Source organism: Pseudarthrobacter sp. MOO14 (assembly GCF_058267675.1).
In genome coordinates, this window is the sequence record NZ_CM177849.1 from 2,920,544 (window position 1) to 2,935,329 (window position 14,786).

A 14,786-nucleotide genomic window follows, 5' to 3' on the forward strand; every position below is an offset into this window, starting at 1 on the left:
AATTTTCCTCTTTCTGGAAGGTCCTGCCTAGTCCCTTCCTCCCTGGCCGGCCCGGACCGTTACATGTTGCTGCCCGGCCGGCCCCCGCCGTCGGACTCTCCCTCTTCGGCGCGGGCCCGGACCTTCTCGCGAACCTTGTCCCGGTGCCGTTCGCCCTGGTTCTGCACGCCGTTGCCCTCCTGGCCGTGCTTCTCCCGGAGTTCCCTGCCGTGCTTGACGTCTTCCTCGATCTGCTGCTGAAGTTTCTCGCTCTTTTTGGTGTCCCGGGGCGGTAACTGAATGGTTTCCTCCGCCTTGATGCCGGCTTGAAGTTCGCGGCCGCGCTCCACTTCGGCGTCGAACTCTGCGCCGAACAACAGGGACATGTTCAGGATCCACAGCCAGAGCAGCGCGACGATGACACCGCCAATGGCGCCGTAGGTCTTGTTGTAGCTGTTGGAGTACGCCACGTAGAAGCCGAAGGCCAGCGAAGCCAGCAGGAACACCACCAAGGCGATGGCCGAACCCATGCTCATCCACCGGAATTTCGGTTGTTTCACGTTTGGTGTGGCGTAGTAGAGGATGGCGATCGCCACGGTGATCAGCACCAGCATGACCGGCCACTTGGCGATGTTCCACACCGTCAGGAAGGCGCCTCCAAGCCCGATCAGGTTCCCGACGGATTCTGCCACGGGGCCGCTCAGCACGAGCATCGCCGCAATGACGACGACGATCAGCAGGTTCACGACGGTGACGCCGAGCATGGTGCCCCGCAGCTTCACGAAGGCACGGCCTTCATCGACTTCGTAGACACGGTTCATGGCCCTGCCGAAGGCCCCGACGTAGCCGGACGCGGACCAGAGTGCCGTGAGGAGGCCCAGGACAAGGGTGAAGCCGGCGGCCGAGGAACTCGCGAGGTCCTGGACCACCGGCCGGATCGTCTCCACGGTTTGCCCGGGGGCGAAACCTTGGACGATGTCCAGCAGGGCGGAGGTGGTCTTCTGCGGGTCGCCGAAGATTCCCAGGAGGGATACCAGCGCCAGCAGCGCCGGAAAGATCGAAAGTACGGAGTAGTAGGTCAGGGCCGCTGCCAGGTCCGGGCACTGGTCTTTGCTGAATTCCCGCAGAGTCTTCCTGGCGATGTACTTCCAGGAGGGCTTCTCCAGGTCCCGGGGGCTCCCGGGTTTTCGCGAATCGTTCGGATCGGGGGCCTGGCCCGCCTTCGCGGTACTGGTCTCGGACGTGTTGTGAGTGGCCATTGGGGGAGTCCTCTCGATCTCGGGGCCAAGAGGACAGGCCGACCCCGCGGGTGGCGGTGCCGGCCTGTCGTCTTAGGTGTTGCCTTTAGGGAGCCGCGGTAAGCGGAGCGTCAGCTGCTTTGGACGGTGTCCTTCGCATCTGCGGCACGGTCTTTGACGTCGTCGGCTGCGTGCTGGCCCTCAGCTTTGACGTTCTGGGCGGCGTCGGTTGCCGTGGCCTTGACGTTTTCCATGGCTTCCTGTGCCGGCTCCTTGAGGTCCTGGGCCATGTTTTTAGCGGCGTCAGTAAGTTCGGCGGCCAGTGGCTGGGCTGCCGTCTTGAGCTGATCGGCCGCTTCCCGCTCTTTCTGGCTTGGCGGAATCAGCGACGAGACCAGGAGTCCGGCCCCGAACGCGATGAGGCCTGCAGCCAGCGGGTTGCCAGCGGTCTTTGACTTCACCTGGCCCGGGGTTTGGGAGACAGCGTGGCCGGCATCGGAAAGCTTTGCCGAGACGGCGTCGCCAGCCTGGTGCAGGCTGTCCGCCGCTGAGTGCGCACCTGCGCCCGTGGTGTTGTGGACGTTGGTGGTGGCGGTGTCTGCTGCACCCATGATTTTCTCCTTCATCCCGGTGGCCGCATCCTTGAGCTTGTCGGTCTGCCGGTGGACGATGTTGGACGGCGTGACTTTGTCGGCCACGGCGTCCACGTTTGTTCCCAGGCGTGCCCGGGTGGCTTCGATGTCTGCGCGGATGACGTCAGGGTTTTCGCTCATCGGTTTACCTCACCTGGTTTAAGGGTTGGGGGTATCTCAGAAAGGGTTTCGCCGGTCTGGGGCATGCCCTTGATTTGCTTCAGTTCCTTGCGGCCCATGGAGGCCAGGACAGCTGCAATGATGGCCCAGACCACGGCAGTGATCAGGGCGGACCAGCCCAGCGGCATGACGGCGCCGAGGGCGAACATCAGGGCCAAGGACAGGAACAGCAGGACGAAGTGTCCGCCAACCCCAGCGCCGGCCAGCATGCCGGATCCTTTGCCTGCGCGGGTGGCGGTCTGCTTCAGTTCAGCCTTGGCCAGATCGACTTCCTGGCGCATGAGGGTGGACAAGTCCCGCGTTACGTCGCCGAGCAACTCCCCCAGTGAGGCGTTGTCCGCTTTCACGTGCGCCGCGCTTGGCGGCGGCTCAGGTATGTGGCTGCTCATCAGAGTCCGCCAGCCTGGCCGCCCCTGGCGCGGTCCCGGGTGAAGGGGTCAGCCGCCATCGGGTCATCGGCCAGTTCGCGGTCGCGCAGGGGGTCGTCGGAAACCTGGTTTCCGGACCACGGTTCCTCCGCCAATTGCGGGCTGTCGAGGCCGCTGGCAGTCGACGTGGACTCGGGGTAGCTGCTGCCCGGCGCGCCGCCGTCGTATCCGGCCGTGGTGGTGGCCGGACCGGGCAGCTGGACGGGCGGCGGAGGCACTACTCCACCGGCGGCCGGCGGCTGGCCGTATTGGTCCGGGTATGTCGTGCCTGCGTGCTGGCCGGAAAGGCCTGCGGCAGCTGATGCGGTTGAGCCGGTAGACTCCGGGGCGCCTGCCGTAAGGCCACGGGTCAAGCGTCCGGCGAGGACACCGGCTCCGGCAGCGAGGAGCAGGAACGTTCCGGGCCGGTTGCGGGCAAACCGCTGGACCTCGTTCAGGAGGTCTCCGGGTTCCCGGTTCTCCAACCAGGTGGCGATCGATGATGTCCGCTCGGCCGCCTGCCGGACCAGGTCGCTGGCCATGCCGTGCTGGTCCGGGGCGCTGGCCATGCTGTGCAGCTGGCCGGAAATGTTGCGGATGCCTTCTGCAGCCTTCTGCTGCTGCGTTGCGGCCTCGCTCGTGAGGCCTGACTTGGCCTGGTGCAGCAGGTCCTGCGCGTTGGACTTTGCCTCCGAGGCTACGTTGGCTGCCTCTTCTTTGGCCGTCTGTGCCACGTTCTGTGCGGAACCCGCTGCTGTCCTGGCTACGCCTGCTGCCTCGTCCTTGGCAGCTTCGGTGCGTGAGGACGCAGAACCGGTGCCGGCACTCTCCGGCATGGTCTGGGTTTGTTCGTAATCGGCGGGTGCGTACCCGTTTCCGCTCTCAGCGCCATAGCTGGCTGCCGGAGACGGAAAGTTTGCGGGCCGGCGCTCGCCGGGGATTCTTGTATGTGCCTGAGGGGCCGTGTTTGCGGTGTCCTCGGGCCATTGGTTCTCTGTCATCTTCGCTCTTCCTTTCAGAAAGAAGGCTGGTTGCTGATCAAGAACCAGCGGTACTGGCCGTAAAATAGTAAGCATGTTTACTAATGAAAGGTAAGTACCCTTGCTAATTGGGTTCTAACCGTTCGAGTAAAAATGTCAGCCGGAATGGCTCTGGCCTGCCCGGTCACAACGAAGTGGGAAGTGGTGGGAAACATGGATACAGCTCCATGGGTATGGGTAGTGGTTGCGGTTGTCGTCGTGGCACTGATTGTTGTGCTGCTCCTCTCCGGCGGACGGCGCCGCAAGGCGATGCAGGAGAAGAGGGACCAGGAGAATCGGGAAAAAGCGGCCGAGATCCGCCGCAAGGCTGAAAACATGGAACTCGACGCCCGCGAACGGGAAGCCAAGGCCATCCGTGCACGCGCCGACGCCGAGCAGGCCCAAGTGGACGCGGCCCGGCTGCGGCAGGAAGCCGAGGAACGCAGCCGGGAAGCGCAGTCCCTCCGCAGCGACGTTGCCGGCCATGCCCGCGAGGCGGACGAGTTGGATCCCGACGTCGGTCGTGACGGCACGGGCCGCGACGTACACGGGGCGGCCCGGGACGGGCAGTCGCAGGCCGAGGCTTCCAATCATGGCGGCAGGCACGACCCGGCTGTGCATCACCCGGCTGTGCAACGCGAAACCGGGCGCCATGGCATCGCGGGCAACGATCTGCCGCAGGCTGAGGCTGGGCACCGTGACGCTGTGGGCACCGACCTGCCGCACTCTGATACTCGGCACCATGACTCTGTGGGCAGCGACGCTGCGGGCGGTGACGCGGAGTCCAGTGATGCGCGGCCCATCGACGCAGAGCGCCCTGATTCTCCGGCTGCGGATCCGCGGACTGAGGCCGGACGGCGGATCAATAACAGCGACGCGGAGCGCGATGTGCGCGACGTGAAGAACCCGCACGCGGACCTCTAGGCTGGATTGCTCCGGGTGGGGGCGGAAGGCGGTTCCTTCTTCCGTTCCCACGCCCGCGCGGGCGGACAAGGATTGTTTTATAAGCAGCCTTATGATTTCCTGCTTCTAAGTCTTGCCGCAGGCTTTCGGAACCAGACCGAGGGAAAACAGCACCCATGCCCGAATCCTTTGCCGCCTTGGCCGCTAACACCGTCCCGGCCCATCAACAGGCCGAAACATCTGATCCGCCATCTCCGCGGGCCGCCTCGGAGCGTTCGCAGGGGGCATTCGAAAATGACATGGTTTTGAGGTACCTGGATCTTGCCGAGGCCTTGGCCGCACGGTTTGAAGCACGCGGCAGGGAACGGGCGGACCTGAACCAGGTCGCCTACCTGGGACTGGTGAAAGCCGCCCGCGGATTCAACGAGGCCAAGGGTGACAGCTTCCCTGCCTATGCCGCGCCTACCATCACCGGTGAGCTCAAGAGGTACCTCCGCGACCGGACATGGGTGGTCCGCCCGCCACGCCAGGTCCAGGACTTGAGGACCCGCCTGTTCAGGGCGGAACCGGAACTCACCCAGTCCTTGGGCCGGATCCCCAGTGTGGCCGAATTGGCCGGAGAGCTGGGTGCGGATCCCGTGGACGTGTTGGAAGCCATGTCGGCCTCCAGCAGCATGCACCCCGATTCCCTCGACGCAGTGAGTCCCCACTCGGATGCCCCCTCCATTGGTGAAATGCTGGCCAGTCCTGAAACACCTCTGGAGAGGCTTGAGGAGCTCGCCGGCCTGCGCGCCGCCATGAAGGACCTGGCTGACGTGGATCGGGAACTGCTGTACCGCCGCTATTTCTACGAGGAAACGCAGGTGCAGTTGGGCAAGCGGCTGGGTATGTCCCAAATGCAGGTTTCCCGACGCCTGGCGAAGGTGCTGACGGAATTGCAGCGCCGGCTGGAAGAAGGCGCCGGCGTGGACGGTCCGGTCGGGGACCGCAAGGCGAGGACGGAACGGGAAGCGCGGACGGCCCAGCCGGCCAACCAGGTGGTGCCGTTCCGGCGGCCCAGGAAGACCGGCCGTCCAGGCGTCGCGGGCCGGGGCCGCCTCGACTGCACAGGCACCAGTTGAACGGATCCGGCGTGGCCACGGGACAGCGTTCACGCCATGAGGCCCGCTGACCGGGGGGTTCGATGGCTTCAACTAGGGTTGAACCATGAGTGAAGGCGGGCCCCAATAATGGCCAAACGCGGAAAGTCGGGAGGCCGGGGCCGGTCCGCAGGCGTGGTGGAGGTGCCCAAGGGCACGGCGCCGGACGGTCCGGTGGAGGGTGTCTACTACATTGACACCGGCGACTGCGAGCTGGTGGCGGACCAGGACAACTCCACGGGCTGGCTCCTGAAGATCAACGGCGTCATGAGCTCGCATATCGACCTCGCCGACCCCTTGTTCCTGGACTTTGAGTACATGCGGTGGATGGCGGCGCTCATTGAGTCCCGTTGGCCGCCGTCGGACGCATCGTCGGCTAAGCTCCGCGGCCTGCACCTGGGCGGCGGTGCGTGCTCCATGGCACGCTACTTCGCCGCCGCCTACCCCGATGCCCGGCAAGTGGTGGTGGAACTGGACGGCAAGCTGGCTGAATACGTGCGCGGCTGGTTCGACCTCCCGAAGGCGCCGCTGCTCCGCATCCGCGTGGGGGAGGCCCGGGCGGTGACCGAAACCCTCACGGAGCACACCAGGGACTTCATTATCCGCGATGTCTTTGCCGGGGCCTTTACCCCGCGGCCGCTTACCACCGCCGAATTCACCACCCACGCCAAGCGGGTCCTGGCGCCGGGCGGCTTGTTCGTGGCCAACTCGGGGGACGCCCCGGACCTCAAGAACGCGCGTGAGGACGCCGCCACCATCGCCGCTGCCTTCAAGCACACGGTGATCATCGCCGACCCTGCCATGCTGAAGGGCAGGCGCTACGGCAACATGGTGATGGCCGGCAGCGACGTCCCGTTCGGCGACGATCCCCAACTTCGGCGCCGGCTCCTTGGCGGCGCCGTCCCCGCCCATCTTTGGGACGATGCCCAGGTCCGGGCCTTCGCGGCCGGCGCGCTGGTCCGGCATGACGAGCCGGTTGAGCCAATCATCCGGTGACTTACCCGCGGCCCAGGAGCGCGCCGCGGTGCTCGGCCATCCGTTCCCGCAGGGCCTGCACGACGGCGGCCACCGCGGGGCGGCGGAGCGAGTCCGGGCGCAGCACCATCCAGTAGGGGAGCAGCTCACCGATTTCGCCGGGCAACAACCGGACCAGGTCGTCATGGAGATCGCCCATGAAGCATGGCAGGAAGCCGACCCCGGCACCTGCCCGGGTGGCCTCCACATGGACGAACACGTTAGTTGATGTCAGGCCCTCGCGCATGGCCGGCACCAGCCGCCGCGGCGCATCGAGATCGTCCACCTGGAGCATCGAATCCACGAAGTAGACCAAGGGATGCTCATTGAGTTCGGCCACGGTGGCCGGAGTTCCGTGCTCGGCGAGGTAGGTGCGGGAGGCGTACATTCCCAGCCGGTATTCGCCCAGCCGGATGGCCTCCGCACGGTGCACCTGCGGCTCGCCCACCACCACCTCGATGTCCAGCCCGGAGCGCTGCTGCAGTGCCCGCCGGGTCATGGTCACCACCTCAACACTCAGGCCGGGATGGTGCCGGCGCAGCCGCGCCACGGCGGGGGCTGCGATGTAGGCGCTGAAGCCGTCGGTCGCCGTCATGCGTACGACGCCGGTAATCGGGTCGGGTGCCTGGCCGGCCGGTCCCAGCGTGCCCAGCACCGCTTCGACCTGTTCGGCCACCTGCACGGCACGCTCGCCCAGCTCCGTGAGTTCCCAGCCGCCGGCGGCCCGGGACAGTACCCGGCCACCAAGCGCCTTCTCGAGCGCGGCGATCCTGCGCGAGACGGTGGTGTGGTTCAAGCCCAGGGCTTGGGCCGCCGTCGTGAATTTTGCCGAGCGGGACACCGCCAGGAGGACCAGCAGGTCGTCAGGATTGGCGTTCATATCTGCAATTGTGCACATGCCAGGTGCCTCTTTGGGCATTGAACTGCAAAGTTTGTGCAGCAATACTCATCTGAGTCACTTGTGCTGGAGATCACAGCACGTGTCAATGTGGACACTGAGGAGAACCATGAGCGTTGAGCACAGCCAGGCAAACGAAGCCAGGTATGCACCCAAAGGAACCGGACTGAAGAAGATCGTTGCCGCCTCCATGGTGGGCACGGTGGTGGAATGGTACGAGTTCTTCTTGTACGCCACCGCCGCCACCCTGGTCTTTGGCAAGTACTTCTTTCCGTCCACCGGCAATGACCTGGACGGAATCATCCAAGCCTTCCTGACCTACGCGGTGGGCTTCATTGCCCGGCCGCTGGGTGGCATCGTCTTCGGCCAGATCGGCGACAAGCTCGGCCGCAAGCCCACGCTGCAGTTGACCATCGTCATCATCGGCGTGTCCACCTTCCTGATGGGCTGCCTCCCCGGCTTCGCCGACATCGGATATTTGGCTCCAGCCCTGCTGGTGGCGCTGCGGTTCATCCAGGGCTTCGCGCTCGGCGGTGAATGGGGCGGTGCCGTCCTGCTGGTGGCTGAACACAGCCCGAACAAAACCCGCGCCTTCTGGTCCAGCTGGCCCCAGGCGGCCGTCCCCGTGGGCAACCTGCTGGCCACCCTGGTCCTCTACATCATGTCCACCACCCTCAGCAGCGAGGCATTCCTCGGCTGGGGCTGGCGCGTGGCCTTCTGGCTCTCCGCGGTGATCGTGTTCGTGGGCTACTACATCCGCACCAACGTCAGCGAATCACCCATCTTCCTCGAAGCCAAGGAACTGGTGGAGAAGGAACAGGCCGTCAGCTACGGCGTGTTCGAGGTTGTCCGCAAGTACCCCAAGGGCATCTTCCAGGCCATGGGCCTGCGGTTCGCCGAAAACATCATGTACTACCTGGTGGTCAGCTTCGCGATCGTCTACCTCAAGAGCGTGCACAAGTACGACACCTCTTCGCTGCTGCTGGCACTGCTGATCGCACACGTCATCCACTTCGCGATCATCCCGCAGTACGGCCGCCTGGCGGACCGGATCGGACGCAAACCCGTGTACCTGGCCGGCGCCATCCTCGGTGCCACCTGGCCGTTCTTCGCTTTCCCCATGTTCGATACCCGCAACGCCGTGGTCATCGTCCTCGCCGTCACCATCGGCCTGTGCCTGCACGGCCTGATGTACGCCGGACAGCCTGCCATCATGGCCGAAATGTTCCCCACCCGCATGCGGTACTCCGGTGCATCCCTCGGCTCGCAGGTAACGTCGATCTTCGCCGGCTCGCTGGCGCCGCTCCTGGCCACCCAGTGGCTGAAGGACACCGGCTCGTGGGTGCCGACGGCCATCTACCTGCTCGTCGCCTGTGCCATTACCGCGGTGGCCGTGCTGAGCCTGAAGGAAACCAAGGGCATCGCCCTGGAGGACGTGGACAAGGAAGACGCCACCCGCGAAGGACTGCTCCCAGCCGGCCAACGCTAGGCTGCCGGAGCCGTTGGACCGTTTGGGCGCATGAAGGAGAAATGCAATGGATAACACGTTGAATGGACGCAAGGCACTGGTCACCGGCGGTGCCAGCGGAATCGGTGCCGCCTGCGTGCGCGCACTCGCGGCCCAGGGCGCGAAAGTGGTGGTGGCCGACGTCGACTCCGCCGCAGCTGCCAGGCTCGCCGACGAGGTGGGCGGCACCGCCTGGGCCGTGGACCTCCTGGACGTGGACGCCCTGGCCACCCTCAGCCTGGATGTGGACATCCTGGTGAACAACGCGGGAATCCAGCGCATCAGCCCCATTGAGGACTTTGATCCGGCGGACTTCCGCAGGATCATCAGCCTGATGCTGGAGGCGCCGTTCCTGCTGGTCCGGGCCGCCCTGCCGCACATGTACGCCAACCGCTTTGGCCGCATCATCAACGTGTCGTCGGTGCACGGTATCCGTGCTTCCCCGTTCAAGAGCGCGTACGTATCCGCCAAGCACGGCCTCGAGGGCTTGAGCAAGGTGACGGCGCTGGAGGGCGGGGAGCACGGTGTTACCTCCAACTGCGTGAACCCGGGCTACGTCCGCACGCCCCTGGTGGAGAAGCAGATCGCGGACCAAGCCCAGGTGCACGGGATCGACGAGTCTGAGGTCCTGGCCAGGGTGATGCTCACCGAATCGGCCATCAAACGCTTGGTGGAACCGGAGGAAGTGGCGTCCCTGGTTGCGTGGCTGGCCTCCGACAGTGCCGCTATGGTCACGGGGGCCAGCTACACCATGGACGGCGGCTGGTCTGCCCGGTAGGTTACCCCGCTAGTCCATCGGTTTGACCACGCGGTGATCGTAGAAGAAGACGCCATGGGTGGTCTTCAGCCCCACTGACCGGCGATCATGCCATACGACGACCCCTTCGCGCCTGCCGCTGAAGGGGTCGTCGCCAATCACGGTGTCGCCCACCCGGTAGGGGCATCGTGGGCTGACGGCCCCCTTGGCCCGGCGCCATACTGTCACCAGGGCATCGCGCAGGCTGACGGGCCGGCCCATGCCGGAAAGGTCCTGTATGTAGCCCTTGGCCATGTGAGCCTCCCCTTCAGGCGGCAGCCGGCCGCCTGCTAACGGTGTTGGTCGGCGGAACGCTCCCAGCGGAGGATGGTCCTCCCATTCCGGCCGGCACCGTACGCCTACGCTATGCGCTATTCACATCAGCAACACCAGTAACAAGTACTTGTTTTGTCCAGTGGAACCACTTGCCTGTTGGGTGCGGTACATCCCCCAGCGGTCCGGCGGAGCATCAGCGGCTGCTGTTAATGATGTCCTCCGCGTTCTCGAAGGCCCACGCCACCAGGGGCACCAGCAGCCCGCTCAGCTCGTAGCCACGCTCGGTGAGGCTGTAGTCCACCCGGGGTGGAATGACCGGTTGGGCATTCCTGCTGATAAGGCCGTCCCGCTCGAGGGTCTTCAGGGTCTGGGCCAGCATCTTCTCGCTGATGCCCTCGGCCCGGCGCCGCAAATCACTCCATCGCTGCTCGCCTTCGGACAGGGCGATCAGGATCAGCACTCCCCACTTGCTGGTGATGTGGTCCAGCAGGGTCCTGCTGGGGCATCCGGCAGGGAACACGCCGTCGGCGAAGGCGAGGGGCAGTGGTACGGCCTGCGGAAGAGCTTCCCTGTCACTAGCTTACCTAAAGGTCAGTACCTTACTTCAAAGTGCGTACTCTCTTTGAGGAAGTATTCTCCATGGCTCGCGGTTGTGCCCTTCGACAGATCAAATTCCTCGAAAGGATCCATCGTGAGCATTGTTGTTACAGGCGCCACCGGACAGCTGGGCCAGCATGTCATCGAAGCCCTTCTTGAACGTGGGGTGCCCGCAGCCGGAATTGTGGCCGCCGGACGTTCCGTGGAAAAGCTGGCCGGCTTCGCCGCGCGCGGAGTCAACGTCAAGGCCATGGACTACGCCGACGCAGGCTCAGTTGCCGCCGCGCTCAAGGGGGCAACCCGGGTGCTGCTCATCTCCGGCAGCGAAGTGGGCCGTCGCGTCGAACAGCACCGCACCGTCATCGAAGCAGCCCGGGCCGAAGGCGTGGAACTGCTGGCCTACACCAGCATCGCCAACGCGGACACCACCGGCATGCTGCTGGCCGGGGAGCACAAGGCCACGGAGGCCCTGCTGCGGGAGTCAGGTGTTCCCTTCGCCTTGCTCCGCAATGGCTGGTACCTGGAAAACTACACGGAGCAGTTGCCCGGTACCCTCGCCCAGGGTGCGGTCGCAGGCAGCGCCGGGGACGGCAAAGTCAGTGGCGCTGCACGGGTGGACTACGCCCACGCCGCCGCCGCGGTCCTGGTGGCCGAGGACCAGGCCGGCAAGGTGTACGAGCTGGGCGGAGATGAAGCCTTCAGCATGGCGGACCTCGCTGCTGAGATCAGCGCCGCCACTGGCAAGGCCATCACCTACAACGACCTCCCCGCCAAGGACTACGCCGGCCTGCTCACCTCCGTGGGGGTGCCGGAGGCGTTCGCCGAGGTCCTGGCGGACTCGGATCTCGGCATCGCCCGCGGTGACCTCCTGGTCAGCACCGGAGACCTCCGGCGCCTCATTGGACGCCCGACGACGTCCCTCGCCCAGGCCGTCCGGTCCGCCGCGGCTGCGGCGTAAGGCAGCGGAAGACAGTACGGCGACGGACGACGACAGGTGCCCGGCCCCGGCGGGGCCGGGCACCTTTCGCCGATGACGGGCCTACCCGCTGTGGCGGGCGGTCCCGACCACGGGCAGCGGCGAGGTTTCGTCCTCAAGGTGGGCTCGGCGTCGTCCGTCACCTCTCACCCACAGCCGGTATGCCAGGACCAGCAGGCCCAGCCAGGCGGCGCCCACGTAGAGGGCCACCCGGGTGTCCTCGAAAGCGCCCAGGATGGCGATCACCAGCGCCATGAAGGCAATGGTGAGGACTGACGCGGCCGGCCACCATGGTGAGGGGAATTCCGACGCCGGCAGGCCCTTCCGGGCGATTTCCCGCTTCATTGCCACGTGGGAGGCCAGGATCATCACCCACACCCACACCGTGGCGAAGGTGGCGATCGAGGCGATGACCAGGAACACGTCCTCCGGGATGACCGCGTTGAGGACCACCCCCACCAGCAGGATCCCGGCCATCATGACCACCGTCATCCAAGGGACGCCGTGGCGGGAGACTTTGCCGAACGCCGCCGGTGCGTGGCCCTGGTTGGAGAGTCCGAAGAGGATGCGGCCGGCGCCAAAGATATCGCTGTTGATCGCGGAGAGCGCGGCGGTGATCACCACGGCGTTGAGGATGTGGGGCGCGGCGGGAATGCCCAGGCCGCTGAAGATCTGGACGAAGGGGCTGCCGTCACTGCCCACCTGGTCCCACGGGAAAAGGCTCATCAGGACGCCCAGCGTCAGGACGTAGAAGAGCAGTACGCGGACCGGGACGGTGTTGACGGCCTTGGGGATGACCTTCTTGGGGTCGGCCGCTTCACCGGCGGTGATGCCAAGGGTCTCGATCCCGCCGAAGGCGAACATCACCACGGCAAAGGATGCCAGCAGGCCTTCGAAGCCGTGCGGGAACAGTCCGCCGTGGTCAACGAGGTTGCCAAGGCCCGGTGCCACGGTTGAACCGGCGGCCTGGAACCCGAACGTGATGATCGCGGCACCGCCTGCAATCATGGAGATGATGGCGGCGACCTTGATCAGCGAGAACCAGAATTCGAGTTCGCCGAAGACCTTGACGCTGAGCAGGTTCAACGCCGCCAGGAAGCAGATGACGGCAAGGACCCAGATCCAGCGGTCCACCTGCGGGAACCAGAACCCCATGTAGATACTGAAGGCAGTGACGTCGGCGATGGCCACGATGGCCATCTCGAACACGTACGTCCAGCCGGTCACGAAGCCGGCCAGGGGGCCAAGGTACCGCCCGGCGTACTGGCTGAAGGAACCGGACACAGGGTGCCTCACCGCCATCTCACCGAGGGCGCGCATCACCATGAACACCGCGGCGCCGCCGATGATGTAGGCGAGCAGGACGGCTGGTCCGGCTTTCTGGATGGCGGAAGCGGAGCCGTAGAAGAGGCCCGTGCCGATCGCCGATCCCAGGGCCATGAAGCGGATGTGCCGCACGTTCAAGCCGCGGTTGAGGACGTGTCCGACGACGGCAGCCGGCTTGTGCGTTTCCGCCGCGGTTTCGGTCCGGGTTGGGGTTGAAGCTGGTTGCATGCAAATACCTTCTCGTCATTGGGAGGGGAGCCGCTAACCAGCAGACCATTTTCGCAGGCATCGTGATGAGGCTCACGGCTGGTTGCTGTCTTCGGTTCCAGACTGTCCGGGAGGTGATCAGTCGAAACCTGGCCGGGTTTGAATGTCGTACCCCCTTGCCATAGTTGGGTCATGGGGAAAGCGGCGGCGGTGAGGGCATTCGAGGAGATCAAGGCTGCCCTTGCCGCGCTGGACACCGAGGTGGACAGAGCTGGACGCGGATCGGTTGCCGCCACGAAGGAGTGTGCTCACCCGTTGGCCACCCTTGTTGATGGGTGCCTCGACATCCTGGCGGGCGTCAGGGCCGTGGAGGCCATGATCGCAGGGCTGAAAGCGAAGGCCGCGGTCGCTTATGCGGAAAGTGCTTCTGCTGTTGCGGGGCCCGACGTGCCGGTGCAGGCCCATGAGATGGCGGTCGCGGCGGAAGTTGGCTGCGTCCTGGCGGTTGGACCGAGGGCGGCATCGACATTCCTGGCTACCTCGCACGCCGTTGTTACCTCGTTGCCGCGGACCCTTGCGGGGCTGCAGGCAGGGACCCTGTCCTGGGGCCACGCGGTGGTGATGGCGGATGAGACGGCGAGCCTGGATGTGAACGGGGCTGCGGCGTTGGAGGCGCATTTCCTGGACCCGGACGCCCCCGATCCGGCGCGGGGCTGTCCCCCCGGGGAGATGCCGGCGCACCGGTTCAGGGTGAAGGCCCGCACGTGGCGGGAGCGTCACCATGCCGGGAGTATCGAAGCCCGTCACTCCAAGGGAGTGGCAGAACGGCGGGTGGAGTACAGGCCGGACCGGGACGGCATGGCCTGGCTGTCCGCATACCTGCCCGCCGGCCAAGCCTCGGCAGTCTGGGACCGGCTCACCTCCGAGGCTCGCAGCATGCAGGGCACTGAGGAAGGTCGCACGCTATCCCAGTTGCGGGCTGACAACTACGCCTCGTCGCTGCTGGCTACCTTCCCCGCAGGCAGCGGGGGATGCCAGGCCGCTGAGCGCCCTTTCTCCGGGATCCGCGCTCAGGTGCTGGTCACTGTCCCGGTGTTCTCGCTGATGGGCTTCACCGATGAACCGGCGGTCCTGGACGGGTACGGTCCCATTCCGCCGTCGATGGCACGGGCCCTGGTGGCCGAGGGGGCGGGGTCGTTCTACCGGGTGCTGGTGGATCCGAGGGACGGTGCACCGCTGGAAATCGGGCGGACCAGCTATCGGCTGACCAAGGCCATGCGGGCTTGGCTGCGGATGCGGGACGGAAAATGCCCGTTTCCCGGGTGCAGCAACCATTCCCTCGACAACGACGCCGACCATCTCCTCAGCTGGGCCAAGGGCGGTGCCACCGGGATCAGCAACCTCGGTCAGCCCTGCCCCAAACACCACAGGCTCCGGCATACCACGGCCTGGAAACCCACGACTGCCGGCAAAAACAAACCACCCGGCTGGATTTCACCCTCCGGTCGCCGCTACAGCAGCGAGCACCAGGACTGGGAACCACCCCACTGGCCAACCCATTGTCCGCCCTCACAGGGAACGTCGTTGGCGCGGGCGGGAACCATCGATATAGTGCGCCACCACGGATCTCCCTGGGAAAACGCGTTGTCCCGCTATCTCGAGGCTCCACCCTGACCAGGCTGGAACCGGCCC

15 protein-coding genes are annotated in these 14,786 nt (G+C 65.7%); 7 read left to right on the forward strand and 8 right to left on the reverse strand.

Annotation, left to right across the window (positions count from 1 at the left end; genetic code table 11):
• Positions 1 to 59: 59 nt before the first annotated feature.
• From AC4EEV_RS13670 to AC4EEV_RS13685, 4 genes are all read right to left on the reverse strand, one after another.
• Entirely contained in the window at positions 60 to 1,238 is a 1,179-nt protein-coding gene (locus AC4EEV_RS13670) for a YihY/virulence factor BrkB family protein (protein ID WP_018763047.1), read from the reverse strand.
• Positions 1,239 to 1,348: 110 nt separating this feature from the next.
• A complete protein-coding gene (locus tag AC4EEV_RS13675) occupies positions 1,349 to 1,990 on the reverse strand; it encodes a DUF3618 domain-containing protein (protein ID WP_018763048.1) in 642 nt (213 codons plus the stop codon).
• Complete coding sequence (locus tag AC4EEV_RS13680; RefSeq protein ID WP_026264948.1) at positions 1,987 to 2,418, reverse strand: phage holin family protein; 432 nt, start codon at positions 2,416 to 2,418, stop codon at positions 1,987 to 1,989. Before AC4EEV_RS13680 ends, AC4EEV_RS13675 begins: the two co-directional genes overlap by 4 nt.
• A complete protein-coding gene (locus AC4EEV_RS13685) occupies positions 2,418 to 3,437 on the reverse strand; it encodes a hypothetical protein (protein ID WP_491329206.1) in 1,020 nt (339 codons plus the stop codon). The genes AC4EEV_RS13680 and AC4EEV_RS13685 overlap by 1 nt, the downstream gene beginning before the upstream one ends.
• A 192-nt stretch (positions 3,438 to 3,629) precedes the next feature.
• On the opposite strand from AC4EEV_RS13685, the gene ccmD reads away from it, so the two are divergent.
• The 3 genes from ccmD (at position 3,630) to AC4EEV_RS13700 (ending at position 6,493) form a co-directional block, all read left to right on the forward strand.
• Positions 3,630 to 4,379 carry a heme exporter protein CcmD gene (gene ccmD, locus AC4EEV_RS13690; protein WP_491329207.1) on the forward strand — a complete coding sequence of 250 codons (750 nt, stop codon included), beginning with the start codon at positions 3,630 to 3,632 and terminating at the stop codon, positions 4,377 to 4,379.
• 155 nt (positions 4,380 to 4,534) lie between these two features.
• Entirely contained in the window at positions 4,535 to 5,479 is a 945-nt protein-coding gene (locus AC4EEV_RS13695; protein WP_491329208.1) for a sigma-70 family RNA polymerase sigma factor, read from the forward strand.
• A 108-nt stretch (positions 5,480 to 5,587) separates the two neighbouring features.
• The gene (locus AC4EEV_RS13700; protein ID WP_018763053.1) at positions 5,588 to 6,493 is read left to right on the forward strand and encodes a spermidine synthase; all 906 of its coding nucleotides are present in this window, start codon (positions 5,588 to 5,590) and stop codon (positions 6,491 to 6,493) included.
• Position 6,494: 1 nt separating this feature from the next.
• Here the strand turns inward: AC4EEV_RS13700 and AC4EEV_RS13705 are convergent, their stop codons facing one another.
• Complete coding sequence (locus AC4EEV_RS13705) at positions 6,495 to 7,391, reverse strand: LysR family transcriptional regulator (RefSeq protein WP_109045809.1); 897 nt, start codon at positions 7,389 to 7,391, stop codon at positions 6,495 to 6,497.
• Between the two features lie 127 nt (positions 7,392 to 7,518).
• On the opposite strand from AC4EEV_RS13705, the gene AC4EEV_RS13710 reads away from it, so the two are divergent.
• Together AC4EEV_RS13710 and AC4EEV_RS13715 are read left to right on the forward strand one after the other, a co-directional pair.
• Positions 7,519 to 8,898 carry an MFS transporter gene (locus tag AC4EEV_RS13710; protein ID WP_109045808.1) on the forward strand — a complete coding sequence of 460 codons (1,380 nt, stop codon included), beginning with the start codon at positions 7,519 to 7,521 and terminating at the stop codon, positions 8,896 to 8,898.
• Between the two features lie 46 nt (positions 8,899 to 8,944).
• Positions 8,945 to 9,694: a 3-hydroxybutyrate dehydrogenase gene (locus tag AC4EEV_RS13715; RefSeq protein WP_285320473.1), complete on the forward strand. Its 750-nt coding sequence runs from the start codon at positions 8,945 to 8,947 to the stop codon at positions 9,692 to 9,694.
• A 9-nt stretch (positions 9,695 to 9,703) separates the two neighbouring features.
• Here AC4EEV_RS13715 and AC4EEV_RS13720 read toward each other — a convergent pair whose 3' ends face one another.
• Positions 9,704 to 9,967 carry a hypothetical protein gene (locus AC4EEV_RS13720; protein WP_491329209.1) on the reverse strand — a complete coding sequence of 88 codons (264 nt, stop codon included), beginning with the start codon at positions 9,965 to 9,967 and terminating at the stop codon, positions 9,704 to 9,706.
• Between the two features lie 214 nt (positions 9,968 to 10,181).
• Positions 10,182 to 10,508, reverse strand: a complete 327-nt coding sequence (locus AC4EEV_RS13725) for a winged helix-turn-helix transcriptional regulator (protein WP_491329210.1) — start codon at positions 10,506 to 10,508, stop codon at positions 10,182 to 10,184.
• A gap of 171 nt (positions 10,509 to 10,679) precedes the next feature.
• On the opposite strand from AC4EEV_RS13725, the gene AC4EEV_RS13730 reads away from it, so the two are divergent.
• Positions 10,680 to 11,543 carry an SDR family oxidoreductase gene (locus AC4EEV_RS13730; protein WP_018763059.1) on the forward strand — a complete coding sequence of 288 codons (864 nt, stop codon included), beginning with the start codon at positions 10,680 to 10,682 and terminating at the stop codon, positions 11,541 to 11,543.
• Positions 11,544 to 11,624: 81 nt separating this feature from the next.
• On the opposite strand, the gene AC4EEV_RS13735 is transcribed toward AC4EEV_RS13730, so the two are convergent.
• The gene (locus tag AC4EEV_RS13735) at positions 11,625 to 13,115 is read right to left on the reverse strand and encodes an amino acid permease (RefSeq protein WP_491329211.1); all 1,491 of its coding nucleotides are present in this window, start codon (positions 13,113 to 13,115) and stop codon (positions 11,625 to 11,627) included.
• Positions 13,116 to 13,286: 171 nt separating this feature from the next.
• Here AC4EEV_RS13735 and AC4EEV_RS13740 point away from each other — a divergent pair, with 171 nt between their 5' ends.
• Positions 13,287 to 14,768, forward strand: a complete 1,482-nt coding sequence (locus AC4EEV_RS13740) for an HNH endonuclease signature motif containing protein (RefSeq protein WP_491329212.1) — start codon at positions 13,287 to 13,289, stop codon at positions 14,766 to 14,768.
• The last annotated feature ends 18 nt before the right edge of the window (positions 14,769 to 14,786 follow it).